Below are 24,990 nucleotides of genomic sequence, written 5' to 3'. Positions count from 1 at the left end.
ATCAGTCCGCGATCTGAAACGAGCAACCCGTGAACGCACAGGACGAACCGGACACCACTCCGGTTGAATCGGATACCGCCGAGGAGCCGGGAGACGATGTGCTCCCGGAGCCTGCTTCGGCGCTGATCACGGCGACCGGCCTTGGTGTGGACGGTGAACACGGTCCACTCTTCTCCGGCATCGACCTGGAACTGACCTCGGGTTTTCACGCCATCCAGATGCCCGGCGGGCCCGGGCAGCACTGTCTGCTGCTGACACTGGCAGGTCGACTCAAGGCGAGCCACGGCACCGTCACCGTCATGGGCGATACCGACCCTCGCGCAATTCGCCGGCACTGCGCTATCGCCGCCTTCGCCGATATCGATGAGCTGGAGGAGACCGTGACGGTACAAACCGTACTCGCCGAACAGGTCCGCTGGCTGGCTCCGTGGTTCTCCCGCGTCCCTGCCGATACCGGACGCGACAAACTGGCCGAGGTGTTCGGTGAGCTTGTTCCGCCTTCGAGCGAGACGTTTATCGTCGAACTGTCCGATCTGGATCTCTTCCTGTTACGCATCACGCTGGCGCTGCTCTCGGAGCGGCCGATTCTCGTCGTCGGCGACCTGGAACAGGTCCGCGACAACGCTCGCCGGAACACGGCCGCCGAGCGGCTCGGTGTGATCGCCCAGCACCGCACCGTGGTTGTCGGGGTGACCAACCCCCTGGGCATCGACGCGCCCATCCACGACTTGCACGATCACCGCATCCTCACCGGGAGGGACTAGCCCATGCTTGCTGGACTCGCATTTGGTTCAGAAATAAAGCGTTTCGGCCGCAGCCGGATGACCCGCGCCGCGATCGTGGTCCTCATGCTGCTGCCACTGGTGTACGGCGCGCTGTATCTGTGGGCGTATTGGGACCCCTTCGGCCACGTCAACAAGATGCCCGTGGCACTCGTCAACGCCGACAAGGGCGCCACCGTTTCCGGCCAACAGGTGAACATCGGCGAGGAGATCTCCAAGAGCCTCACCGCCGACGGCAGCATGGACTGGCACGTACTGAATCTCAATGAGGCGCGCGACGGGGTTGACCATGGCAAGTACTACTTCATGTTGGAGCTGCCCCCCGATTTCAGTGAGGCCATCGCCTCGCCGCTGACCGGGCAGCCGAAGCAGGCCAATCTGGTCGCCGTCTACAACGACGCCAACAACTACATCTCATCGAGCATCGGCCGCACGGCCATCGACCAGGTGCTCAACGCCGTCTCGACCCGCATCTCCGGTCAGGCCGTCAATCAGGTTCTGTCCGTGGTGGTTTCCTCCGCTGCGGGTATACAGCAGGCGGCCGACGGCGCCCAGAAGCTCGCAGACGGCGCGGCCAAGGTCGACGACGGTGCGGGGCAGCTCGCCAACGGGTTGCACACCGCCCGGCCCGGATCTGCGCAACTGGCCACCGGCGCCAAGCAGCTCTCCGAGGGCATCAACCAGGCCACTGACCCGCTGCTGACCGTCAGCAAGGCGGTCGCGAACATCGGTGGCAGCACCGACAAACTTCAGCAGGGCACCGACGCGCTCCGGCAGGCCAACGATCAGATCGACGGCATCGCCAAGGCCCAAGACAACGCCGCCAACGCGCTCACCACGGTGATCGATCAGCTGGCCGGCCGCCAAGATCCGGCGGCGAACACGCTGCGCGGGATCCAGGATCAGCTGCGTGAACACCAGTTCACACCCCAGGTTCGCCAGCAGCTCACCGATGCGGAGAACGCATCGATCGCGATGACCGAGACGCTGCGCGGCCCGGGCAGCCCGCTGAAGTCCGCGCTCGACCAGGTCGGAGGCAAGGGGCAGGAGCTCACCAACAAGCTCACCCAGATGCGTAACGGTGCGCAGCAGTTGGCCACCGGAAACGCGCAATTGGCCAGCGGCATCGCCCAAATGGACGACGGTGCACAACAACTGAAGTCGGGCACCTCGCAGCTGCGCTCTGGCTCGACCGAGCTCGCCACCAAGCTTGCCGAAGGGGCCAAACAGGTACCCAACTGGAGTGCTCAGCAGAAGGACGCCATCGCCGATACCATCGGCGGCCCCGTGCATCTGGAGACTTCACACGAGAACGCCGCACCCAATTTTGGTACCGGTATGGCACCGTTCTTCGTGACACTGGCGCTGTTCTTCGGAGCGTTGGTGCTGTGGATGATACTGCGACCCTTGCAAACTCGTGCAATCGCCGCGGAGGTGCTCCCGATTCGGGTGGCGCTCTCCAGCTATCTGCCCGCCGCCACCATCGGGATCTTCCAGGCGATCATCCTGTACTGCGTGGTGCGATTTGCCCTCGGAATGCACGCCGCGCACCCGGCCGCAATGCTCGCCTTCATGGTGCTGATCTCGTTCGCGTTCGTCGCCGCTACCCAGGCCATCAACGCGCTGGTGGGTCCGGCTGTCGGGCGCGTACTACTCATGGCGCTACTGATGTTGCAGCTGGTCAGCGCCGGCGGCATGTACCCGGTGGAGACCACCTCAAGACCATTCCAGGTACTGCACAAATACGACCCGATGACGTACGGCGTCGACGGATTACGTCAGCTGATCCTGGGCGGCATCGACGGCAGACTGTGGCAGGCAGTGATCACGCTGCTCTGTATCGCGTTGGGCGGGCTCCTGATCACTAGCCTGTCGGCCCGGCGTAATCAGCTCTGGAATCTGACCAGGCTACTGCCGTCGATCAAGATGTAGCCTGGTCCGCCGCAGCGGCCTTACGCCGCGACCGCGTCATGGCCAATCGGCGCTCGCGCGTTGTCATCGCACCCCAAACACCATGTGGTTCGTCGGTTCTCATGGCATGGGCCGCGCACGGCATTCGCACCGGACACTCGTTGCAGATCCGTTTCGCCTGCACCTCGTACTGTTTCCGTAAGGCTCCACGCTCAGTTTCGGCGAAGTAGAAGATATCCGTCGACATTCCCCGACAGACCGCCTTGACCTGCCACTCCAGTTGATCCAACGCCGGTTCCGCGCCGCGAAATTTTGGGCGTGTCACAGCCTTGCCCCAGACCACCCACAAACATTCGGGTGCGTCGATGCCATCCGCATCCACCGAGTCTGGAGCCGAAGGACACCGAAAGGCGATAGCCACTTTGGATAATGCGCACTGCGGAATTGACCGGACTGGCTCTAGGATTCGGCGGTGCCGCTCGCTATCGTGCGCGACCGTTGAGCTATTTCATCTCGGCGAACGGGAGAGACCACACTCCAAGCGGCGAATGTGCTCGCCGCCGCTAGGACGAGACAGAGGACGGCATACCAAAGACTGCCGGTCGGATCACCGCTGGCGGTAACACCATTCGTCGCACCGAAGTAGCCGGGCAGCGCGGTCGCCCAGAGCAGTGTCATCACCGCGAGGTAGCTGCCCGCATAGATCAAGATGGCCGGATGCGTCGCGTAACCGTCCGTACCACTGCGCCGGATACCGAGCCACTGTCTGATCAGCACGGGTACTGCCACCGCCACCAGGGCGACCAGTTCCAGGGCGTAGACGATGCCGACCACCGTGGTGCTACCCGATATCGCACCTGCGATGGTGGCGGGCATCGGCAAGACCGCAGTACCGATAGAGGCCAGCACGCCGATAACCACCGTGCGCCAGATGATCTGAGCGCCGGTGAAGGATTGTCCTTCGTCCACATGGCGGCCGACAAACAGCTGTGCACAGAACGCCAGGGACATCGGCCACAGCGCCGCGAAGACGACCAGACTGCCCATCGGCACCGAGTCGAAGAACGGCTTGTTCAGCGGGTTATCCAGAGTCCATTCCCACCAGCGCAATTGCGGACCCAGGTGGTCGAAGATCTCATAAAACGCGTGATGGACCACACCGACACAGACCGCCCCGATCAGGACACCGTAGCGGCGGAACACTCCCAGTGTCCGCACGATCTCGAAGGCCACGGTGGCCATCATCGGGTAGATCGCGATGATGTACAGGGGCAGTCGTCCCCACAGGAAGTCCACCGTAAAGACGTTGTGCGCGAACATCGTATCGACGTGCTCGCTGATGCCGAACGGCCCGGGGAAATACAGGGGCGGCTCGATGATCAACAGGTAGGCGATCGCTCCGAACCACACGGCGATATTCGTCGGGTCGTTGTGGCGGCGTAGCCGGATGATCGCGTACACCAACGCCAGCACCGCCCCCGCGATCACAGTCAGCTCCAGGACCGGCAGTGTCCAGTTCTGCAGTGAGAACGGACTGCGGAAGGCGACGGCCCCGCCCGCGGTGTCGCACGAAAATCCCAGCCGCGCTGCCAGATCAGCGAAGGTCGGCGCACATAGACCAGACATGTTCAGAGTCCCACCTGTGCCGCCCGGTCGGCCGTATACCACTGGGTGACTTCATAACCGGCCTCATACCGCGCGAACCATTCGTCGGCCAGCGCCGGCAGCTTCTCGTGCGCTGGGTTGTGGCCCGGGATCTGACTACGCACCGCGCCCGACATAGCGACTATCACCTCTCGCACCGGCAAGTGGCTGAACGCATTTTCGACAGGCCCGTCATACGGTGCATCTACGAATGGAAGGCGTTGCAGCAGCGACTTCTTACGCGCTTGCATACCGAACATCGACAAAGCATCCACCTTGCGGTCTTCGAGAGGAACGTGTTTGTTGAATCCTTCGCACGCGATGCGCAGCACCGCCCAGACATGTCTGAAGATCGAGGGTGCCATCCGCATGCGGTACCACGGATCGTCGGCCACCGCGTCATAGATGATCAGCGCCGAGCTCCGATGCTCAACCTCTTCGACGAAATGCCAGAGGAACAACGAGGCCACACGATCATCGCCGGGCGCGAACAGGCTGTCATCGTGGTCCAGCATCAGTTTGAAGACCGGCGTGAAGGTCGCTTCTAGGTCGGCGGTGTAGGCCAACCGATACTTCAGCGGCTTGTTCGCGGTCAGGTCGTCGAAGGCGGCGATCACCTCGTCCAGGGTCTCTTTGAGGCCCGGGTAACTCTTGATCAGACCCTTGGCGTGTTGACGATGCCCCATGGAGTGCTGGCCCTCTTGCCGAACGAAGGCCTCTGCCTCCTCGGCGATCGCGGGATCGGCGATCAACGGTATGGCCTCGGGAATCATCTGCCCGATCATCTTCTCGAACGCGATCGCCAGAAAGGAGACCGCGTTGGCCATGCTCGAAAACGCCGGGTTGGACTCGTTCCATAAGAACGGCACGTGGTGGTCGGCGAACGCGAACCGCAATTTGCGCACGATGAGTTCCGTCATGGCAAGCACCTCACTTGAACATACAATCAGACATTGATTTGTTGCTATGTATGATTACTTGATCGAACAGATGCTGTCAACGGCCGATATGCTGCGTAGATGTCGGCGGCCCGGGGACTTGACGATGGCTCGTAGACGGGGATGGGACGGACAACCGCCCAGCAGTGACGAGGAGGCCTCCGCTCGGATCGTCGCGGCGGCAGTGAAGCTGATCGGAGAGACCGGCTCAGCGGTGAGCCTCGCCGACGTCGCGGCAGAACTCGGCGTCATCCGGCAAACCGTTTATCGGTACTTCCCCACTGCCGACGCGCTCATGCACGCGGCATCCATCGCATCGGTGGACGGCTTCCTGGACCGGTTGACAAGGGTCGTGCGCGGCATCACCGATCCCGCCGAGGCACTCACCGAGGGCGTGCTGTACACCCTGGAAGAGGTCACTCGCACACCACATTTGGCCATCATGATGTCCGAACCGTATGCGCACTCGCACACAAGCGATATGACCTCGGATCAGGCCCAGGCGTTCGGTCTGCGCATGCTCGGCCGGTTTGACGTCGAGTGGGATCAGTACGGATACGACGACGATGCCAAGCGCGGCCTCGTGGAGTTCGCACTGCGGATCATGTTGTCGTTCTTCGTCTCCCCCAATGAGGCCACCCGTTCCCGCGACGAACTGCGACGCTTCCTCAAGCGCTGGCTGGGCGGAGCCATCCTGGCCCAGCCATCTGATTAATCGCAATTTTCGTTTCAACTAAACGTTTATATCGCCTTTCGCAATCAGTCCGAGCGGACATACCGTCACTTCATGAAGCCGATCAATCGACGTACCGTGCTCGGCGGCGCCGGAGTGGCGGGGGTCGCAGCCGTCGCCGGTGCGGGAGCCGACCGTGCACTGTCTTCCCCGCGCTCCCGTGATGACGGAAAGGATCAGACCGTGACCGATGACGCCGCTCGCTTCGGCGATCCCCGCATCCCCGCCGAACTGGACACCGCCCAGCCGCACCTCTTTCACCTTGGCGCCCTGGCACCACAGACCTTCGACGGCGGCGACCTACGACAGGCACACGAGGGCAACTTCCCCATCCTCACCGGGCAGCAAGCCAGCATCGTCATGGTGACCTTGCAGCCAGGCGGAATCCGGGAACCACACTGGCATCCCAGTGCCTGGGAGATCAACATCATCACCAGCGGTGTCGCGAAATGGACGTTGTTGGACCCCGAGGGGCACAGCGAAACCTTCGACGCCCGCGTTGGCGATGTGGTCTTCGCCCCCCAGGGATCGCTGCACTACTTCGAGAACAAGAGCACCGACGACCTCTCACTGTTGATCGTGTTCAACGCAAGCACTGCAGAAGGCAAGGACGACATCGGAATTGGCGCCTCGATTAGCAAGCTCCCACCCGACGTCCTCGCCGCCGTGTTCGGCGTGCCAGCGGAAACATTCTCGAAGTTCACGAAGATCGACGAGTCCATCACCATCCTGCGCAGACCTCCCGCGTAACGCACCGCAGGAGGAATGGCTCCGCTACTGCTCGCGACCACCGGCCTCAGCACGTGGCGCTGGCGCCGCCGAGCCCGTCTGCGTGCTCGCGTCAGGACCGCACAGGTTCCCGGCGCGGACGCGAAAGCACCCGCGTCGGCCACCAGAACCACGTCCCCAGCAGCCGAACGAGCGCGGGCACGATGAACGAGCGCACGATCAGCGTGTCGAGTAGCAGGCCGATACACACGGTGGTGCCCACCTGGCCGATGGTTCGCAGATCACTCGACAACATCGCCAGCATCGTGAAGGCGAACACCAGACCCGCGGATGTCACGACGCCTCCGGTACTTCCCAGCGCGCGGATGAGTCCGGTGTTCAACCCGGCATGCGTCTCTTCCTTGAGCCGGGCGATCAGCAACAGGTTGTAGTCCGAACCCACCGCCACCAAGATGATGAACGTCAGCGGCAAAATCAGCCAGTGCAAGGGAAGGCCTACGAGGTGCTGCCAGATGAGCACCGAGAGACCAAACGCACCTGCGAACGAGAAGGCCACCGTGCCGATGATGACGAACGGCGCCACCAGACTTCGCGTGATGACCATCATGATCAAGAAGATCAGCGTGAAGGCCGCGATCGCCGCAATGAGCAGATCCGATGCGGCGTACTGCTTGATGTCCTTGTTGTTGGACCCGGCGCCGCCGATATAGACCTTTGATCCCGCCAACGAGGTCTCCTTCAGCGCCGTCGTGATGGCGTCGGGGAACTCGTTGACATGCTCGATACCTTCCGGTCCCATGGCATTTCCCACATGGGTGACGATGAACCGGGCCGCCTTGCCGTCCGGTGACATCATCAACGCCATACCGGTTTTGATGTCTTCATTGTCGAATGCTTCGTGCGGTATGTAGAAGAAGTCGTCGCTACGGGACGCATCGAAGTCATTACCGACATTGATCATGTCGTCGAAGGTCTGGTCGGTGGCGGTGGACTGAAGATTCGTCTGGCCGTAGGTGTTGACAATGAGGGCCTGCAGGGCCTCCTGGTCATTGGCCGTGAGTGTCAGTAGCGAAACCATCTGCGGCAGCAGCCTATCGACGACTTCGAGGGAGCCCACCGCATCTTTGATATCGGCCGCCAACTTGTCGATGCTGTCAAGCATGTCGAAAAGGGACCTGAAGGACAAGCACACGGGAATGTCGAAGCAGTGTGGTTCCCAATAGAAGTAGTTGCGCAATGGACGCATGAAGTCGTCGAGGTTCGAGACCTTCTCGTTCATGTCTTTCGTCACCTGCTGCATGTCCTCCATCGTCACGACGGTGTTATGCATCTCGTCCGCAAGTTGTTGCGTCAGATCGATGGTTTGCCGCAGAACTGCCACCGAGTGCGCCATGATCTTGGCTTGCTTATCGGTATTGGCGTTCTGCGCCTTCGTGAATGGAAGCTGCTGGCCGTTCCCACTGCCCTGCGTGGTGAACAGATAAGGCAGAGAAGCGTGTTCGAGCGCTCGCCCCATCGGCCTCGTAATGCTTTGCACCATCGCAACACCGGGGAGCCGCACCAGACTCTTGGAGACGCGGTCCAACGAGATGAAGTCGGCTGAGTTACGCATGTCGTGATCCGACTCGACCATGAGCATCTCGGTGAACAACTTGCTCGGCGGGAAGTGCCGGTCCGCAGCCGCAAATCCTTCCTTCGCCGGGGCATCCGACGGCTGGTAGGCCCGATCGTCATAGCTCACTTGGTAGGTCGGCACGAAAACCGCCCCGACGAGCACCGCCGCAGCGCTTGCCACCAGGATCGGCTTAGGCCAACGCACCACGCTCGCCCCGATGCGCCGGTACAGACGCGCCTTGGCCCTCTGCTTGGGGTCGAAGAGCCCGAACAGGCTGCCCAGGTGCAGCATGGCCGGCCCGAGTGTGAGCGCTGCCGCGATGGTCAAAAGCATGCCGATGGCAACGGCCGGGCCCATGGTGTGGAAGTAGTTGAGCCGCGCGAAGCTTAGACACAGACCCGCTCCCGCGATCGTCAATCCTGAGCCGATGATGACGTGGGAGACGCCGCGGTACGCCGCGTAGAAGGCGTCCTCGCGACTCAGCCCAGCGTTCCTCGCCTCGTGATACCGCCCTAGCAAAAAGATGCCGTAGTCGGTCCCGGCACCCAGCGTCAGGGAGATGACGATGTTGACGGCGAATGAGGACAGCTCGATATACCCGAAGTGCCCAAGGGTGGCGACAACTCCTCGCGCAACCAGCATCTCGACCAGCACGCCGAACAACGGCACCAGCATCGTGGTGACGGAGCGATACACCATCAGCAGCATGAAGATGATGAGGAAGATCGTCACGATCGTGATGTTGTTCAGGCTCGAGTTGGCGACGCTCAACGTGTCCGAGGCCAGAGGCGCGGCACCGCTGACATAGATCTTGAGGCCGGGCGGTGGCGTGTCCTTGTCGATCAGGTCCTTAACCGCATCGACGGACTTGTTCGCCTGCATTTGGCCGATATCTCCTGCCAAGCGCAGCAATACAAACGCTGACTTGCCATCGAGGCTCTGTGCCCCGGCCGCGGTGATCGGTTTTCCCCAGGTATCCATCACGTACTGCACGTGCTCGGTGTCGTTCTTGAGCCTGCGCACCAGATCGTCGTAGTACTGGTGATCGGCCTCGCCGAGGGGCCTATCGGCTTCCAATACAAGCATGGTCAGGCTGGTGGAGGTGGACTCCTGGAACTTATCCCCGATCTGCAGCATCGCCCGCTGTGACGGGGCGTAGTGCGGGATCATCGGCCCCGCGAGCTCGGCTGCAACGTCTTCCACGTGCGGCACAAACGTATTGGTCGTTACCGCGACGATGGCCCAGAAGACGATGATCGGCACCGCCAGGACACGGACCATCCTGGCGACGAAGGGCTTCTTCTCCCGATGCTCACTCATGCCGACTTCACCCTGCACATCACGTTGGCATCGGCATGGTCGTCAGACATTTCATCGCGGACCACGTCATTCACCCGTATCCGGCAGCCGACCTGCCCTCCACGCACCTGTACCGAGATGCTGCCCGACACCACGGTGAGAGTGGTTGTCTCCGTGTGCGACCACGGCAACGTGGTCACGTCGACCTGGTGCGGATGACCGTCGATATCGACATAGCTCAACATCCCGCCATTCCCGACCGTGCCGAAGACCTCATAGGTAAGCGTCTTGGGGGTGAACTCCGGCGGCGCCTGTGGCGGATTGACAGTGAGCACGGCTCCGGGGGCTGACAGCTGGTGCACCTTCAACATCGAGCCACCGGCCACTCCGAGCGCGATAACCGCGACCAGAGGCATCCAGGCTCGTGCCAGGACCGTCCTCCCAACCGAACGTGGGCTCACCCGACCACCTTCCCGCAGCTCACGTTGCGCGCATGTCAATGGAACTGACATAAGTACGGTCGGAGATGTTATCAGTCCAACCTGGGAATGCGAACGGCAACTTTCACCCCTCCGACAGTCCGTCAGATCCACATCACGCCGCCCGTGGCAACCGCCCCTTCAGCCGCCGCATCCTGAGTACCTGCGCCGTGATGTTGATCGACGAGATCATCGGAATCACACCGAGAAAGGTTCGCTCGGAGGGTGTGGCGCCGTGCAGTTGCTCGAGGCTGCCGAGCACATAGAAGCAGCCCAGGCTGAAGATCGTGGCGGGAATGGACAACGCCCACAGCGACCCCCGATCCGCGATCGCCTGCCGTGCGAAGTGGAGCTCGTCGGCCGACATCGGCTCCCGTTTGCGCAGCTTCTTCAGCACGAATGGATAGCCGCCGACCCGGTCCGCCAGCGGTGATGACGCCTGGTTCCGCAGACGGGTGGTGTACACGAACATGCACGTGGCGAAGGTCAACAGGGCCACGAAGGCGAGAACCGCCAGATACCCAAAGAGGTGCCAGTTATGCCCCAAGAAGTTCCAGTTCATCACACCGTCCCTTTGCCCCGCTGTCGAGGAATCCCTTGGAGATACTCGAGCTTTCCCTGGATCAAGTCAAGGCTCCTGACACTGCCTGCGGCTCATATCGTTCCGCCGACAGCGGGTTGTGGGTGTGCTGTACTGGCGAGATGTCCGAGTCTCGCGAGCTCAACGAGGTGGTCGATGCCGCGATCGAGCAGTCGCTCCTCGGGGGGCCACGCAAGTACACCCGCTCGCAAGTATCCGAGCTCTCCGGCGTGCCCGTCGAGCGCGCCCGGAAGCTATGGGTGGCACTGGGCTTTGCAGCGGCAGAAAGCGACGACGATATCGCGTTCACCGATGCCGATGTCTCCGCGATCCGTACCTTCGCGGCGCTGGGAACGACGACAGCCGCCAACGACCAGAGCCAGGTCGCAGCCGCTCGAACGCTCGGTCAGGCCATGGCGCGGTTAGCCGAGTGGCAGGCGGACCTGCTCACTCGCGAGATCGGAGACCGTATCGCCGCCGAGGGCGACGAGTTCACGCCCCGGTCAAGCGTGGATGCGGTCGGCCAGACAATCTCGACGCTGACGGCGCTGCAGGACTATGCGTGGCAGCGGCACTTGGCCGCCGCGCTCACTCGATCGCATGAATCAGGCAGCACCACAAGGCAATTACTCGTCGGTTTCGCCGACATGGTGGGCTATACACGGCTGTCCCGCCACCTGGATCCCGATGAGCTGACCAACCTATTGGAGGCATTCGAGACCGCGCTCACCGACGCGATCACCACGCACGGTGGCTGGGTGATCAAGAACGTCGGCGACGAGGTCATGTTCGCGGCCGGGAACGCAGGAACTGGCGCGCGTATCGCGGTCGCGATGAACGCGGCGATCATCGAAGCGGCACAGACGATTCCGGACATGCCACAGATACGAGTGGGCTTGGCCTACGGACAAGTGCTCGTGCGCTTCGGCGACCTCTACGGCACCGTCGTCAACATCGCGGCGCGACTGACCGGTGTTGCGCGGCCCGGAACGATTCTGCTCGACGACGCCGCTGCCGCAGCGTTAGAAGACGGCAGCGAGTTTGTGCTCCGTCATCTGCGCGGCGTGCGCGTCAAGGGGTTCTCCCGGTTGGGTTCGCACGTGCTGCGAACCCGAAAACGCTGACAATTTGCCCAACAACTTCCTGCCGCTCACCGTCACATTGGTACGTCCGGGGTCCACCGAACGCCAAGGCGCCGGCGCAGTTCATCGAATGGGTGCCGGACCCGTGGGTGTCGAAGAGGAAGTCAAAGAGGAAGTCATCGAGCTCGTTGCAGGCGAACGCATGCAGCCTGTCGAGGCCGGGCCCGCGGCCCGCCGGGTTAGAGTCGCGACGTGCCCAGGATCAGCGCCTCTTCTGTGGAAGAGCACCGCGAACAGGTTCACCGTCGGGTCTTCGAGGCCTTCGCCGGTTTGATGGCTGAACAGAGCTTCGACGCCATCACGATGGCCAAGCTAGCCTCGGCAGCGGGAATTGGACGCACGGCGATTTACCACCATTTCGCCGACAAGGATGCTGTCATTGTCGAATTCGCCTCACATGAGACGAGCCGTTACCTCGAGGGTCTCCGCGCAGCGCTTGCCGACATCGGAGATCCGGCACAGCGGCTGACTGTCTACATCCGGCACCAACTCGAAACCGGCCAGCAGTTTCACATGGGGCTGGGCAGCCAACTGTATGGCGCACTGTCTCGGGATGCCACAGTCGCAATTCGCGACCATGTGGTGGCCGTCGAGGAAGTACTACGTGAAATCCTGACGGACGGGGTGGCCGCAGAGGTATTCGTCGTTGAGGACCAGGCGGCGACGGTCTCGTTGATCCACGCGTGCCTGGCACCTCGGCACCTGCCCATTGCTGCGATCGAACGATTCGTGTTACGTGCCCTGGGGACAACCCCGTAGGCCCCACTTCGGCGCGATGCCATGCTAGGTTTCTGACACCTTGTCAGGATGATATTGACAAGATGTCAAGTAAATCTCGAGGTCAGGATGTCCGCCGCATGGCCCTCAGCTCCCCCACGGTTTCCCAAGCTGCCGAGTCGCTTTCGCTGGCTATGCGTGATGGTTCGCGTGCCGAACACGATGCCGCCGAGCAGTCGCCATTCATCTCCGAGTTGCTCGCCGGCAGAGTCAACGCCCTCGGATACGTCGACTATCTGTTGCGACTGCGGGCGGTTTACGCTGCTATCGAAGACGCTGTGCGGGCGCGGCGTGATGACCCACTGATTGCGGCCGTCTACGACCCGGCATTGGAGCGGCGCGACGCCCTCGACGCCGACCTCGAGTACTGGGCGCCCGGCGCTTCCCGCCAGGTGGATTCCGCTGCAGCGCAGAACTACCGGAATCGGATGACCCATGCCGACTGGAGTGGGGCGGTGCTGGCACACCACTATGTTCGATATTTAGGTGACCTCTCCGGCGGCCAAGCCATCGGCCGCATACTCGACCGCGCGTTCGGCCTCGGCGGAGCCGGTCTGTCGTTCTACGAATTCCCGATGCGGCCGAAACCCTACAAGGACGCGTACCGCGCCCGCCTGGACGAACTAGGGCTAGAGGCGCCGGAGAAAGCGCGGGTAGTCGATGAGGTCAAGGTCGCGTTCGGTCTCAATCAGGCACTGTTTGACGAATTGACCGCAAATCTGGCTAGATACCGACGCTGAACACGCCACCTGCGCTGGGCGCCCTACCGGCCACCACACAGAGCCCGACGCATTCCGCGCGCAAATTTGAGTAACAGAGAATACATAATTTCGGCACGCTGATTTGTGCAATGCGTCCACTTTTTATGTCTTTACCTAACCATACTTCCTTTCCTTGATCTCCCGTCCTGAGACGGAATTTCATTACTCGTGGACTGGACTGCTACGCCGCAAGAAGCTCGCAATGAATACGTTCTGATCACAGTTTCGCCTCGACAAGAGAAGTGATCCAGCGTAACCAGAATGGCCTCGTGACCTGGTAGTTAACAATAAGAATCCGGTAAAGGCATCGGGCACCCGAGACCTACTAAGTCACAGACGCAGCCCTTTTTCCATATCATCTTCATAACCTGGCAGGCCTCGTCTGGACCCAATTTCTGGAGCGCTATAAAGTTCAGCCAGAGAATTTCACCCGCGTGATTTACACGCATAAGCTAGGGAGTCGGGTCGGTGGCCATCAACCTCGATCGAGTGGTTATTCAAGTAATTGCTGGCGCCGGATTTGGCGTAGCCGCCGTCGTGTTGAGCCCCTACGCGACCGCAGCCCCTGCGATCGGCGGGCAGTACTCCGTTGAGGACGGGGCAAGCGGCTCAGGGAAGGGCGCACTGGTCGGCGCTCCTGCCGCCGGAGCAGCACCGGTAGCCGGAGTGCCTATTCTGCCGGGGCCAGTCGCAGCACCCGCAGCACCTGTCGTTCCGGCAGCACCCGTAGCGCCGGCCGCCCCGATCGTTCCTGCGGCACCGGTGGTTCCGGCGGCACCCGTCGTCGTGCCCGCCGCCGCTCCCCTAGACGGTGGAATAGCTGCAGGGCCTGTTGGCGGTAAGGGCGCACCCGTCGGCTCCACAGTTCCGGGTGGCCCGACTCCGGGTGTGCCGACTCCCGCTGGCCCGCAAGGCTGATCGCCACATCCGATTCTTCAATGATGCCGAGGCTCCCGAAAGAGCCTCGGCATCATTGGTATTCGCCAAGTATTCAGGTCCGGCAGCCGAATCCCCGGAGCGCGTTGCTACTCCTGCACGATCACCGGGTCGCCGATGTTGACGTTGTTGAAGTACCACTCGGCGGCCGACGGAGTCAGGCTGATGCAGCCGTGGCTGACGTTCTCGTAACCCATCGCCGGCACGGCCCACGGAGCCGAATGCACGAAGAGGCCGCGGCTGGTGAAGCGCACGGCGTTCTCCACGTCGATTTTGTAGCCGTCCGGAGCGGTGACGGGAATGCCGACGCTGCTGGAATCCATGAGCACCGAGCGTTCCTTCCCCAGGACCGAGTAGGTGCCGACCGGAGTCGGATACTCCGGTCTGCCCATGGAGGCCGGAAAGACCCCTTCCTCTCCCAAGCGAGGAAGATGATGTGGCGCAGGCAATCCCGTCGTCCCCTCTGATGGCCGTCGCCACACTCCCTCGTAGGACACCGTGAACGTGTGTCGCGAAATACTCGCGATCCCGATCAGGGCAGGGCCGGTCGATATCTCCGCGAGCTTGCCACCCACCATCAGCTTCACCGTGCTGTGCGACGGCCAGAACCGGTCTGGAATCCACTGCACAACATTGTCGTCAGTCCATTCATACGTGCCCGTCATGGCGGGCGCCGACGTGATCCCCAGCGCCCGCTCGGCGGCCTGGCGGTTGGCGATGGGTCCGTTGAAGGTCACCACCACGGGGTGCGCAATACCCACGGGCTTGCCCGGCGCGGGCCCGATAGATCTGACGTCCAGATCAACCGGCAGGCTGACAGCCGTCGCCTCGACGCCGATGGGACGCCCTGCCAGCGTCGCAGCGACGACGGATACCGCGACAACCATATGAAGAACTGCCCTCATCGACCCGACCCCTCTGGGATGACCACTTCGTCGTGAACGCTGTGATCGTATGGACGTGCCGGGGCCCGAAGTAGCGGGCGCGCTTGCCGTTTCGGTTACGCGTTACCCACGGTTTGATAACGAAAAAGTCAGCGAAACGAGCCCGCTAACTGGTCTCAGGGGCACCCCAAATAGCCGTACGTCCGGAGGCGCTTTCGGGGGAGATAAGCGCTGTCAACAAGGGGGCCATCAGCGCGACGATCTCGTCGTCGCTGGCGGCCGCCAAGTCCGGCAGCCGCAGAAGATAACGCTGGCTGGCGATGCCCATCAAGACAGCGCTGAGCAGCGCCGCTCGCAGCCGTGCGTCAGGCTCATCGATGGTGGACGCCACCGAGCTCACGGCATGGTCGGTGACCTGTTCACGCAACAGTTCCAATGCATCCTCGCTGGTCATGCTGTTACGAAGCAGAACCGCCATCGGGCCGTTCGGCTCGGCGGCCCATCCTGAAAGCAACCCGCGTAGATAGTTCTCGGCCGTTTCCGCAGGGTTCGGCACCGTCAGCTCCTCCACCGGGATCGTCCAGTGGACGGCCTCTCGAAAGAGGTTGCTCTTGCTCCCGAAGTATTGGATTACCGACGACTTGTCCACATCGGCCGCTGCGGCGATGCCCCGAATCGTCGCTTTCTCGTACCCGACCTCGGCGAACACCCTGCGGGCGGCCGACAGGATCCGTTGTCGCGTCCGCTGTCCCTTGCGCTCGGGCGTTGGTGAAGACATGAACACATCCTCGCAGGAATAAAAGTAGACAAGTGTTGAGTTATGGTGGTCGCGAGTATCCATAGAAGGGACAAGCGGATGACACATGTAATCGACTGGGACAGCGCCTACCGGAAAGACAAGCCGGCGTGGAATATCGGTGAACCACAGCCCGAGTTCACCGCGCTCATCGACCAGGACGGGATCGTTCGGGGCGAGGTGCTCGACGCGGGCTGTGGATACGCCGAACTGGCGCTTGCGCTGGCCGCGCGCGGACACACCGTCGTCGGGATCGACCTGACACCCACCGCGGTCGGGGCCGCCACCGCTGCTGCCGCCGAACGCGGCCTACGCACCGCCACCTTCCAGCAGGCGGATATCAGCTCATTCACCGGCTACGACGGCCGCTTCTCCACCATCTTCGACAGTGGCCTGCTGCACGCCCTGCCCGCAGAGCTGCGCGACGGGTATCTGCAGTCCGTCCATCGTGCGGCGGCACCCGGCGCCTCGTTCTACATCTTGGCGTTCGGCACCGGCGCGTTCCCCGACCACGCTGGTCCTGCGCCCACTCAGTTCACCGAAGACCAACTGCGCGCGGAGGTCTCGAAGTACTGGGAGGTCGAACGCATCAGCCCGGCCCGCCTCCAGGCCGGGACCGGTGGGGCCCGGGCACAGTTGCCCGGACATCTCGTGATCGCCCGCAAGGTTTGAGGGACCAGACGATGGCCTTCACCCCGGGTGAACGTGAATTCCTGCGCCAACAACCCATCGGCCGCCTGTGCACTGTGGGAGCCGACGGCGATCCGCAGATAAGACCGGTGGGCGTGCACCTCAGCCCCGATGGAGCGGCGATAGACATCGTGGGGCACTCTCTGGCATCAACACAGAAGTGGCGCAACGTAATCGGTCACCCACGCGTGGCCTTCATCGTCGATGAGGTGGCCTCGGTGAATCCTCCAAGAGCACATGGCATCGAGATTCGCGGGATTGCGGAGCTGCTGCCCGGTCACGGCGGCACCGAGGCCGGGCTGAGCGGCGACATCATCCGCATCACGCCGCGCCGGATTATCTCGTGGGGAATCGACGGCCCGCAGACGCGCGGGAGATCGGTCTAGGCGCTACCTGTCGGGCTATCGGTCATGCTCTGTGTATGCCTGTGACGATCGAGACGCACGACCGGGTCCGCGTGATCCGGATGGACCGGCCTGCGAAGCGCAACGCCATCAACCCCGAGATGACGCTGGCGCTGGACGCCGCCCTGAACGAATTCGACGACGACCCGGGCCTGTGGGTGGCCGTGTTGACCGGCTACCGCGAAGGCTTCTGTGCCGGTACCGATCTCGCCGAGACATCCGGCCCGCGCACCGCGCGCGGAGGAGAGTACGGCGTGATCCGGCGCTCACGCCGTAAGCCGCTGATCGCCGCCGTCGAGGGAATGGCCCTGGGCGGCGGCATGGAAATCGTGCTCGCCTGCGATCTGGTGGTGGCGGCGACCTCGGCCACCTTCGGACTGCCCGAGGCCCGCCGGGGGGTCATCGCCACCTGCGGCGGCCTGTTCCGCGCACAACGCGCACTGCCGCTGAACATTGCACGACAGATACTCCTGACCGGCGATCCGATAACGGCGGATCGTGCCTACCAGCTGGGGCTGGTGAACGAGCTGACCGAAAACGGCGAGGCCCTGCAGTCCGCAATCGCCCTCGCCCAACGGATCGTGCTCAATTCGCCTGTGTCCGTTCAAGAAAGCCTGTGCGCGACGCACCAAGCGTTCAACCAGGCTGACGAGGCCGGGTGGGCGTACACCGAGACCGCATTCGAGGCAGTGCTGCAATCCGCGGACATGACGGAAGGGATCACCGCGTTCTTCGAACGTCGCCCACCTGAGTGGACGGGCAGGTAGCCCCGTCTTTACCGCCCCGCGTTACGCGCCAGATCAATCGCGAACTGGTTCACGAAGGTACCGGCCCGCGGGTCTCCGCGGTCGCATGAACCGTCAGATTCCCCGGGCCGCTTGACCCACAGGTAGGCGTCGACGTTCGGGCTCGCGGTGGCCGTGGTGGGCGGGGTACCCAGGGCACGACCGCTCGGATTGCACCAGTAGAGAGCGTCGGCGGTGGGCCCCGCTCCGTTGCGCGAGGTGTCGATCACGTAGTGCGCGCCATTCGTCATTCCCGAAATCGCGTCTCCATAACCGATTTCCTCGTCAGTGGTGAAGAAGTTCGCGGTGTTAAGACTGAAGCCTCGCGCCTTGGCGACACCGACGTCGTTGAGCCGGGCGGCCATGGTATCGGCGCTCACCCAACGCGAATGGCCACCATCGATGTAGACAGCGGAGGCCGGGTTACGAGTCAGCGTATCGACGGCGTACCGCATCAACTCGAAGCGTTCCTGGCGTTGGCCTGCCGACAGGCAGTCGGCCATGGCGAGCGCGTCGGGTTCGAGGATGATCACTGCCGGCCCGGAACCCACAGCGGATGCGACCCCGTCGATCCACCCTCGGTAGGCATCGGCCGATCCGAAACCACCGGCGGCGAAGCTGCCACAGTCGCGGTGCGGGATTGCGTACAGAGCCAGCACCGGCGCAGCACCGGAAGCCTGCGCCGTGCTGATGTATTTCGCGTCCACGCTGGGAGACGAGACGTTATCCATCCAGTACGCCTGCGGCGTGTTGGCGATGGCGGTCAGCTCCGGACTCCCCGCGCCCTGCGCTGCGCGCATGGCGGCCGAGTTCGGATTGACGTAAAAGCCCTGACCGTCCAGCGGGTTGTCCGCCCTAGCGGCCGGGCCGACGAACAAACCCAGGCACATCATGGCCAGAAGGGGGGTAATCCATCGCGCGAGCACACCAGCAGCTGAGGAAATCACCTCAGAAAACTAGCCGCAGCACGTCGACCCGCGCCATTCGGCCCAGTTCTCGTGGGGCTACCTGTCCATGGTGTGCGGCGGGTTATCCACTTCGTACTGGTCCTCGCAGGCACCCAGATCGTTGACCCGCACGCAGTTGTCTGCCCCACCCTGTTCCTCGGGGGTCTCCGGCACGCAATCGCCGACGTCGTTGACCTTTTCGCACATCACGTGCGTCTGGGGCGCCGCATACGCACTGGGAGCCGAGACGTGCACAGCGCCCGCGATGACGGCGACACATGCCGCGGCGACGACGCCTCGAATACTGGCCATAGTGCCCTCCCTTCTTCGTACGGGCACAACCGCCAGTCTCGGTTTCTCAGCGGTGACGAGCCGTGGACACGGGCGGTGACCACCCATTTTACAAAGTAATGATCGCGCCGAGGGCAGATTGCGACGCGGATCGGCGTCTATCTACACGGAGACCGCGCGCTACTGTGCTTGCGTCGGCCTCAGCGAACAGGCCGACAGGAAAGTTGGACAACTCATGACTGCACCCGCAGAAGCGTCGGCACTCGAAGCCCGCGTCGGCCATTACTACCAGATGGACGGCCCCTATCTGGTCGGCCGTGAGAAGGTGCGCGAGTACGCCCGTGCGGTGCAGGACTATCACCCCGCGCACTGGGACGCCGCCGCTGCCGCGGACCTGGGCTACTCGGGTGTGGTGGCGCCGCTGACATTCACGTCCACACCCGCGATGGCTTGCAACCGCCGCATGTTCGAATCCATTGTCGTCGGTTATGACACCTACTTGCAGACCGAAGAAGTCTTCGAACAGCACCGTCCGATCGTGGCCGGAGACGAACTGCACATCGACGTGGAGCTAACGTCCGTGCGCCGGGCCGCCGGCCGGGACCTGATCACCGTGACCAACACCTTCACCGACACAGCCGGCGAGCGGGTGCACACCCTGCACACCACCGTCGTGGGTGTCACCGCCGACGAGATCAATCCGGGAACAATGGCCGCCGTGCAGAAGGCGATGATGCACGACGTCGACTTCTCCGGCATCGGCGCATCGGCCGAGGCGTATGAGAAGACCGTTCGCCCCGCCGGCGAGATTCGGATCTCCGCGGACACCACACGCACACCGGGGACACCTTCCTTCGACGATGTGACGGTCGGAGACGAGCTGCCGGTGCATCACACCCGACTGTCCCGCGGCGATCTGGTGAACTACGCCGGCGTCGCAGGTGATGCCAACCCGATTCACTGGGACGAGGACATCGCCAAACTGGCCGGGCTGCCTGACGTGATCGCACACGGCATGCTCACCATGGGTCTGGGTGCCGGATTCTTCTCGGCGTGGTCGGGCGACCCGGGTGCGGTGACCCGCTACGCGGTGCGACTGTCCGCACCCGCAATCGTGTCAGCCGCCGAGGGCGCCGACATCGAGTTCGGCGGCAAGATCAAATCGCTGGACCCGGACACCCGCACCGGCATCATCATCGTGACTGCGAAGTCCAGCGGTAAGAAGATCTTCGGCCTCGCCACCATGCACGTCCGCTTCAGCTGACCTGACGGCCACCGCGTCTGCGGTCAGAGCTCTGTCACGCGACCGTTGTCGACCATCCATGAACGGTCCAACCGAACGTTCTGCAGCATCCGCCGGTCATGCGTCACTAACAACAGCGCACCGTCATAGGTCTCGAGCGCCTGCTCAAGTTGCTCGATGGCGGCGAGGTCGAGGTGGTTCGTGGGCTCATCCAGGACCAACACGTTCGTGCCGCACGCCTGTAGCAGCGCTAAGCCGGCCCGGGTCCGCTCACCGGGCGAAAGCTCATCAACCGTGCGTTCCACGTGGTCGGCGCGCAGACCGAACTTTGCGAGCAGGGTTCGCACATCGGCCGTCGACCAGGCCGGCACCCGCTGCTCAAAGCGGTCGACGAGCCGGTCTGTCCCGGTGAAATCGGCACGCGCCTGGTCGATCTCGCCGATCGCGACATGTGCACCCATACTTGCGCGGCCTTCGTCGGGCTGCTGGCGCCCCAGTAGTAGGCGCAACAAGGTGGACTTTCCGGCGCCATTGGGGCCTGTAATACCGATTCGTTCTCCGGCGTCGACCTGCAGCGATACCGGCCCCAGGACAAATTCGCCTTGTCGCACCACAGCGTGGTCAAGAGTCGCAACGATCGAACTCGACCGCGGTGCGGCGCCGATGGTGAACTCGAGCACCCACTCCTTGCGGGGCTCGACAACCTCTTCGAGGCGGGCAATACGGCTCTCCATCTGGCGAACCTTCTGTGCCTGCTTCTCGCTGGACTCAGAGGCCGCACGGCGCCGGATCTTGTCGTTGTCGGGAGCCTTGCGCATCGCATTGCGCACACCCTGGCTCGACCACTCCCGCTGAGTACGTGCGCGTGCCACCAGGTCGGCCTTTTTCTCGGCGAACTCTTCATATTGTTCGCGCCGGTGCCGTCGACCAACCGCGCGCTCTTCCAGGTAACTGTCGTAACCGCCGCCGAAGACGGCGGTGGTGTTCTGAGCCAGGTCCAGTTCCAGGACGTGGGTGACACTGCGGGCGAGAAACTCGCGATCGTGGCTCACCAGCACCACGCCACCACGAAGATCTCGGACTAATTCCTCCAGCCGGGCCAGTCCGTCCAGGTCGAGATCATTGGTCGGCTCGTCGAGCAAAACGATGTCGAACCGCGACAGCACCAGCGCCGCCAATCCGACACGCGCCGCCTGTCCTCCCGATAGCGAGGTCATGAGAGTCGACTCGGGCTGCACCGCATCCGAGCCGATGCCCAGGTCGGCCAGAACCGCAGGCAGCCGCTCGTCGAGATCGGCCGCGCCCGAGGCGAGCCAGTGATCAAACGCGGCCGAGTAGGCCTCGGCCGGATCGGCCTCCACAGGGCTCTCGCTCTGTTCGGCCAACGCCGCTGCCGCTGTTTCCATGGCCTGCGTCGCCTCGACGCATCCCGTGCGGCGGGCGATGTAGGTAGCGACAGTTTCCCCCGCTACGCGTTCATGCTCCTGTGGCAGCCACCCGACAAACGCGTCGCCCGGTGCAACGCTGACCACACCGCCGAGCGGCTCCAGATCCCCGGCCAGGATTCGCAGGAGAGTGCTCTTACCGGCGCCATTTGCGCCCACGACACCGATCACATCGCCCGGCGCCACGGTCAGGTCGAGCCCCTCGAAAAGGGTGCGATGCGCGAATCCCCCGGCCACATCCTTCGCGACAAGCGTTGCCGTCATGGGTTCATCGTCTCATCACCGCGCCGCAACAGAACCCACGCGTAAGCAGCGGGCCGCTACCATCGCGCCATGCATCTGTCGGTCTCACGGCGCGACGCCCTTCGATACGCATTGGCCGTGCCGATCCTCGCGGGTTTGCCGATGGCCTTTGCACCGCAGGCAACCGCAGACGGCACACGGCTGATCGACTTCACCGAGCGGCTGGTTACCCCGGAGCAGATCAAATCCGCGGGCTACGCAGGCGCGCTCGTCTACGTGTCCGAGTTACGGCCGGGCGCAACCTTTGACTTCAAACCCGTCACCCGGGACTACACCGCCGGGCTACGCGCGGCCGGACTACACGTCGTGAGCTGTTACCAGTACGGCAAGCCTGGTTGGCCTACCCCATCGGACTTCACTCGCGGCTACGACGGCGGCGTAGCCGATGCACAGACCGCCCTGCGGCTGCACGGCGCTGCGGGAGGACCGGACTCCGCACCGATATTCTTCAGCGTCGATGAAGACATCGATCAGAAAACTTGGAAAACTGTTGCCGTGCAATGGTTCCAGGGCATCAACGCGGTGTTAGGCGTTCGCCGCACCGGCATCTACGGCCACGCACGGGCGTGCGGGTGGGCGATCGGCGACGGTGTCGTCGGGCACTCCTCGACCGACGGATACCGCTGGGCCTGGCAGACCCGCGCCTGGTCGGGTGGAGCGCGCGAGCCGGCAGCAGTGCTGTACCAGAGCGCGGTCAACACCGCATCCAATCCTGGTCCCTTGATCGGTGACGTACACGTGGACGTGGACGACGTTCTAGCAACCGATTTCGGACAGTGGGATCTGGTTCGATAAGCATCGAGAGATGCCGTCCGGGACCGCCGCCGCGCTGGTCGCCGCACATCCAAATATCTAGCACCGCAGCGGAACCAGATCTCCCGCGTGAGGGGACGCCACCAAGCCAAGGAAGGTTACGCTAACCTTAATTCGCTGACCCATGCCAGGGACGGCCAGCGAGCACTGGAGAGGAGACGCCAGGCCGCCCGAGCGCCGGGCCCTGGAAACCAGGCAGATGACCCCTTGCGAAACTGATTCCCGCGCAGTCGATCCGATCAGCGGCGTAGGTAGCGGACTATGACAGCCCCGGTATGGATGGCGGCCCCTCCCGAAGTGCACTCGGCCTTGCTGAGCAGCGGACCGGGGCCTGGGCCTCTGCTCGCCGCAGCCGATGCCTGGCGTTCATTGAGCACCGAATACTCCTCGGCAGCAACAGAACTCACCACGACGCTGGGTACTGTGCGGGCCGGTTCATGGAACGGCCCCAGCTCCGAGCAATACCAGGCGGCCCACGTGCCCTTCCTGAGCTGGTTGCAGCAGACGAGCACCGTCAGTGCCGTCGTGGCCGCCCAAACCGAAACCGCTGCCATGGCGTACTCCGCGGCGTTGGCCACCATGCCCACCCTTGGCGAACTGGCCGCAAATCACGCCACCCACGGTGCACTGATCGCCACCAATTTCTTTGGTATCAACACCATTGCGATCGCACTCAATGAGGCCGACTACATCCGGATGTGGATACAGGCCGCAACCGTGATGAGCACCTATCAGGCCGTCTCCGAGAGCTCGGTGGCATCAACGCCGCCGCCCCTCACGTCGCCGATGCTGCTCTCACCAGCAAGTGGTGGCGCCGCACGGGCCGCGGCCCAGGACGCCACAAAACCACCACCCATCGTGCCCAACCCGAACGATCCCATCGAGATGTTGCTGGCGAACTCCCAGCACTTCCTGGGCATGTATCGCGCACTGAAAGGACTGATCACCGACCCGGTCGGCACCATCGTTCAGATCATCATCGACTTCTCCACCAACCCGGCCGCGGCCCTGGTTACCTGGCAGCCGCTGTTCTTCGTATTCGCCTACGCCGCAACCTTTGGCGTGATGGGAACACCCATCTACGCCGCCATCCTGGGCCCCGCGGCGGGCATCTCCCTCCCGCTCGCCATTACCTTGGGCAGCCTGTCCCAGATGCCCGAGGCCCCACCTGCCGATCAGCCGGCGGAGGTCGTCCGCCCGCCTGCCGATCAACCGAACGCCGTCGCGATGAGTGGCGGCCCGGTGACCACGGCGGGCTCGGCCTCGCCTGCCCCGACACCCACCTCCACGGTGGCTCCCGGATCTGCCCCAGCGGCCACGCCACCACCGCCCGCAGGAGCCGAGGGCCTGGGGTACGCCATTCGGGGCGACGGTCCCGGATTTGGGTTCGGGCCGACCATGGGCCAGAGCACCGGCGCCGTGGCCCACGCACCGAGCAGCGCGGCGGCCGCCGCCGCTGCGCTAGCCGGCAATCCCGGAATGTCCAAAAGCCGCAGGCGCCGTCGTGGGACCGCCGGAGACCGCGGGTACCGCCACGAGTACGCCACCATGGACAACGACATCCCCGCTGGTACTCATGATCCCGTTGCGGTGAGCGCCTCGAGCACGGGCATCGGGAGGCTTGGCTTCGCCGGCGTGCGCACAACTTCGGCGGGTATCGAGGCCGCCGGGCTGACCACACTCGCAGCGGGTACACCGGAGAGCCGGACCACGCCGATGCTGCCCGGAACATGGGACGTTGACGCGGACGACTCCACGGACTGACTACTTGCACTTGCTGCGCTCATTGTTGATGTTTCAGTGTTGCTCCGAGCGGGTATATCTCAGGCCTAAGGCGTGCGTGCCTTAGGCAAGGAGAGGGACATCATGATCATCTTGGGCGTTTTGCTGGCCGTCTTGGGATACGTACTGGCCGTTCCGATTCTGCAGACAATAGGGATCGTTTTGATAGTGGCCGGGGCTGTGCTGTGGATCCTGGGGGCGGTGGGCAGACCGGTTGCGGGCCGCAAGGTGTGGTTTTAGCGCACTGAGCATTGCCCGGATGATGTTTAGTGGTCGAGCTT

The 24,990-nt window shown here is 63.3% G+C and carries 26 protein-coding genes; 15 read left to right on the top strand and 11 right to left on the bottom strand.

The window, feature by feature from the left end; genetic code table 11:
- The first annotated feature begins 29 nt into the window (after positions 1–29).
- Together AC5Y5C_RS01025 and AC5Y5C_RS01020 are read left to right on the top strand one after the other, a co-directional pair.
- Positions 30–764: a hypothetical protein gene (locus AC5Y5C_RS01025; protein ID WP_499968210.1), complete on the top strand. Its 735-nt coding sequence runs from the start codon at positions 30–32 to the stop codon at positions 762–764.
- Between the two features lie 3 nt (positions 765–767).
- Entirely contained in the window at positions 768–2,714 is a 1,947-nt protein-coding gene (locus tag AC5Y5C_RS01020; RefSeq protein ID WP_499968208.1) for a YhgE/Pip family protein, read from the top strand.
- Here AC5Y5C_RS01020 and AC5Y5C_RS01015 read toward each other — a convergent pair.
- Genes AC5Y5C_RS01015 through AC5Y5C_RS01005 form a run of 3 tightly spaced genes read right to left on the bottom strand, consistent with a single transcriptional unit; the run spans position 2,704 to position 5,257 of the window.
- A complete protein-coding gene (locus AC5Y5C_RS01015) occupies positions 2,704–3,114 on the bottom strand; it encodes a WhiB family transcriptional regulator (RefSeq protein WP_499968206.1) in 411 nt (136 codons plus the stop codon). The genes AC5Y5C_RS01020 and AC5Y5C_RS01015 overlap by 11 nt on opposite strands.
- A 38-nt stretch (positions 3,115–3,152) precedes the next feature.
- Positions 3,153–4,319, bottom strand: a complete 1,167-nt coding sequence (locus AC5Y5C_RS01010; protein WP_499968204.1) for a hypothetical protein — start codon at positions 4,317–4,319, stop codon at positions 3,153–3,155.
- Positions 4,320–4,321: 2 nt separating this feature from the next.
- On the bottom strand, positions 4,322–5,257 hold the full coding sequence (locus AC5Y5C_RS01005; protein ID WP_499968202.1) for a metal-dependent hydrolase: 936 nt from the start codon (positions 5,255–5,257) through the stop codon (positions 4,322–4,324).
- 124 nt (positions 5,258–5,381) lie between these two features.
- On the opposite strand from AC5Y5C_RS01005, the gene AC5Y5C_RS01000 reads away from it, so the two are divergent.
- Positions 5,382–5,990, top strand: coding sequence for a TetR/AcrR family transcriptional regulator (locus tag AC5Y5C_RS01000; protein ID WP_499968200.1), 609 nt, complete (start codon positions 5,382–5,384; stop codon positions 5,988–5,990).
- 72 nt (positions 5,991–6,062) lie between these two features.
- The gene (locus tag AC5Y5C_RS00995; protein WP_499968198.1) at positions 6,063–6,758 is read left to right on the top strand and encodes a cupin domain-containing protein; all 696 of its coding nucleotides are present in this window, start codon (positions 6,063–6,065) and stop codon (positions 6,756–6,758) included.
- A gap of 91 nt (positions 6,759–6,849) precedes the next feature.
- On the opposite strand, the gene AC5Y5C_RS00990 is transcribed toward AC5Y5C_RS00995, so the two are convergent.
- From AC5Y5C_RS00990 to AC5Y5C_RS00980, 3 genes are all read right to left on the bottom strand, one after another.
- Complete coding sequence (locus tag AC5Y5C_RS00990) at positions 6,850–9,633, bottom strand: MMPL/RND family transporter (RefSeq protein WP_499969266.1); 2,784 nt, start codon at positions 9,631–9,633, stop codon at positions 6,850–6,852.
- Positions 9,634–9,668: 35 nt separating this feature from the next.
- Positions 9,669–10,067: an MmpS family transport accessory protein gene (locus AC5Y5C_RS00985; RefSeq protein WP_499969264.1), complete on the bottom strand. Its 399-nt coding sequence runs from the start codon at positions 10,065–10,067 to the stop codon at positions 9,669–9,671.
- 178 nt (positions 10,068–10,245) lie between these two features.
- On the bottom strand, positions 10,246–10,692 hold the full coding sequence (locus tag AC5Y5C_RS00980; RefSeq protein WP_499968196.1) for a hypothetical protein: 447 nt from the start codon (positions 10,690–10,692) through the stop codon (positions 10,246–10,248).
- A gap of 140 nt (positions 10,693–10,832) precedes the next feature.
- Between AC5Y5C_RS00980 and AC5Y5C_RS00975 the strand changes: the two genes are divergently transcribed.
- The 4 genes from AC5Y5C_RS00975 to AC5Y5C_RS00960 all read left to right on the top strand — a co-directional run bounded on the left by AC5Y5C_RS00975 (position 10,833) and on the right by AC5Y5C_RS00960 (position 14,308).
- Entirely contained in the window at positions 10,833–11,834 is a 1,002-nt protein-coding gene (locus AC5Y5C_RS00975; protein WP_499968194.1) for an adenylate/guanylate cyclase domain-containing protein, read from the top strand.
- A gap of 210 nt (positions 11,835–12,044) precedes the next feature.
- The gene (locus AC5Y5C_RS00970; RefSeq protein WP_499968192.1) at positions 12,045–12,611 is read left to right on the top strand and encodes a TetR/AcrR family transcriptional regulator; all 567 of its coding nucleotides are present in this window, start codon (positions 12,045–12,047) and stop codon (positions 12,609–12,611) included.
- Between the two features lie 98 nt (positions 12,612–12,709).
- Complete coding sequence (locus AC5Y5C_RS00965; RefSeq protein WP_499968190.1) at positions 12,710–13,369, top strand: biliverdin-producing heme oxygenase; 660 nt, start codon at positions 12,710–12,712, stop codon at positions 13,367–13,369.
- Between the two features lie 489 nt (positions 13,370–13,858).
- Positions 13,859–14,308: a hypothetical protein gene (locus AC5Y5C_RS00960; RefSeq protein WP_499968188.1), complete on the top strand. Its 450-nt coding sequence runs from the start codon at positions 13,859–13,861 to the stop codon at positions 14,306–14,308.
- A 107-nt stretch (positions 14,309–14,415) separates the two neighbouring features.
- Here the strand turns inward: AC5Y5C_RS00960 and AC5Y5C_RS00955 are convergent, their stop codons facing one another.
- Both AC5Y5C_RS00955 and AC5Y5C_RS00950 read right to left on the bottom strand, forming a co-directional pair.
- Complete coding sequence (locus tag AC5Y5C_RS00955) at positions 14,416–15,213, bottom strand: L,D-transpeptidase (protein ID WP_499969262.1); 798 nt, start codon at positions 15,211–15,213, stop codon at positions 14,416–14,418.
- A 163-nt stretch (positions 15,214–15,376) separates the two neighbouring features.
- Positions 15,377–15,988, bottom strand: a complete 612-nt coding sequence (locus AC5Y5C_RS00950; RefSeq protein WP_499968186.1) for a TetR/AcrR family transcriptional regulator — start codon at positions 15,986–15,988, stop codon at positions 15,377–15,379.
- 78 nt (positions 15,989–16,066) lie between these two features.
- On the opposite strand from AC5Y5C_RS00950, the gene AC5Y5C_RS00945 reads away from it, so the two are divergent.
- The 3 genes from AC5Y5C_RS00945 to AC5Y5C_RS00935 are packed head-to-tail and all read left to right on the top strand — an operon-like array spanning position 16,067 to position 17,867.
- Positions 16,067–16,678, top strand: a complete 612-nt coding sequence (locus AC5Y5C_RS00945) for a class I SAM-dependent methyltransferase (protein ID WP_499968184.1) — start codon at positions 16,067–16,069, stop codon at positions 16,676–16,678.
- An 11-nt stretch (positions 16,679–16,689) separates the two neighbouring features.
- Positions 16,690–17,082, top strand: coding sequence for a PPOX class F420-dependent oxidoreductase (locus AC5Y5C_RS00940; protein ID WP_499968182.1), 393 nt, complete (start codon positions 16,690–16,692; stop codon positions 17,080–17,082).
- Between the two features lie 35 nt (positions 17,083–17,117).
- Positions 17,118–17,867: an enoyl-CoA hydratase-related protein gene (locus AC5Y5C_RS00935; protein WP_499968179.1), complete on the top strand. Its 750-nt coding sequence runs from the start codon at positions 17,118–17,120 to the stop codon at positions 17,865–17,867.
- Between the two features lie 8 nt (positions 17,868–17,875).
- Here AC5Y5C_RS00935 and AC5Y5C_RS00930 read toward each other — a convergent pair whose 3' ends face one another.
- Positions 17,876–18,778, bottom strand: a complete 903-nt coding sequence (locus tag AC5Y5C_RS00930; RefSeq protein ID WP_499969260.1) for a glycoside hydrolase family 6 protein — start codon at positions 18,776–18,778, stop codon at positions 17,876–17,878.
- A 111-nt stretch (positions 18,779–18,889) separates the two neighbouring features.
- Positions 18,890–19,144, bottom strand: a complete 255-nt coding sequence (locus tag AC5Y5C_RS00925) for a hypothetical protein (protein WP_499969374.1) — start codon at positions 19,142–19,144, stop codon at positions 18,890–18,892.
- Between the two features lie 214 nt (positions 19,145–19,358).
- Here AC5Y5C_RS00925 and AC5Y5C_RS00920 point away from each other — a divergent pair, with 214 nt between their 5' ends.
- Positions 19,359–20,387: a fused (3R)-hydroxyacyl-ACP dehydratase subunits HadA/HadB gene (locus tag AC5Y5C_RS00920; RefSeq protein WP_499968177.1), complete on the top strand. Its 1,029-nt coding sequence runs from the start codon at positions 19,359–19,361 to the stop codon at positions 20,385–20,387.
- A 23-nt stretch (positions 20,388–20,410) separates the two neighbouring features.
- On the opposite strand, the gene AC5Y5C_RS00915 is transcribed toward AC5Y5C_RS00920, so the two are convergent.
- Positions 20,411–22,075: an ABC-F family ATP-binding cassette domain-containing protein gene (locus AC5Y5C_RS00915; RefSeq protein WP_499968175.1), complete on the bottom strand. Its 1,665-nt coding sequence runs from the start codon at positions 22,073–22,075 to the stop codon at positions 20,411–20,413.
- A 69-nt stretch (positions 22,076–22,144) separates the two neighbouring features.
- On the opposite strand from AC5Y5C_RS00915, the gene AC5Y5C_RS00910 reads away from it, so the two are divergent.
- The 3 genes from AC5Y5C_RS00910 (at position 22,145) to AC5Y5C_RS00900 (ending at position 24,949) form a co-directional block, all read left to right on the top strand.
- A complete protein-coding gene (locus AC5Y5C_RS00910) occupies positions 22,145–22,909 on the top strand; it encodes a DUF1906 domain-containing protein (RefSeq protein WP_499968173.1) in 765 nt (254 codons plus the stop codon).
- A 279-nt stretch (positions 22,910–23,188) separates the two neighbouring features.
- Positions 23,189–24,691: a PPE domain-containing protein gene (locus tag AC5Y5C_RS00905; protein WP_499968171.1), complete on the top strand. Its 1,503-nt coding sequence runs from the start codon at positions 23,189–23,191 to the stop codon at positions 24,689–24,691.
- A 102-nt stretch (positions 24,692–24,793) separates the two neighbouring features.
- Positions 24,794–24,949 carry a hypothetical protein gene (locus tag AC5Y5C_RS00900; RefSeq protein ID WP_499968169.1) on the top strand — a complete coding sequence of 52 codons (156 nt, stop codon included), beginning with the start codon at positions 24,794–24,796 and terminating at the stop codon, positions 24,947–24,949.
- The last annotated feature ends 41 nt before the right edge of the window (positions 24,950–24,990 follow it).

It is taken from the genome of Mycobacterium sp. NGS15 (assembly GCF_059813245.1).
This window is presented reverse-complemented; position numbering and strand designations above follow the sequence as displayed.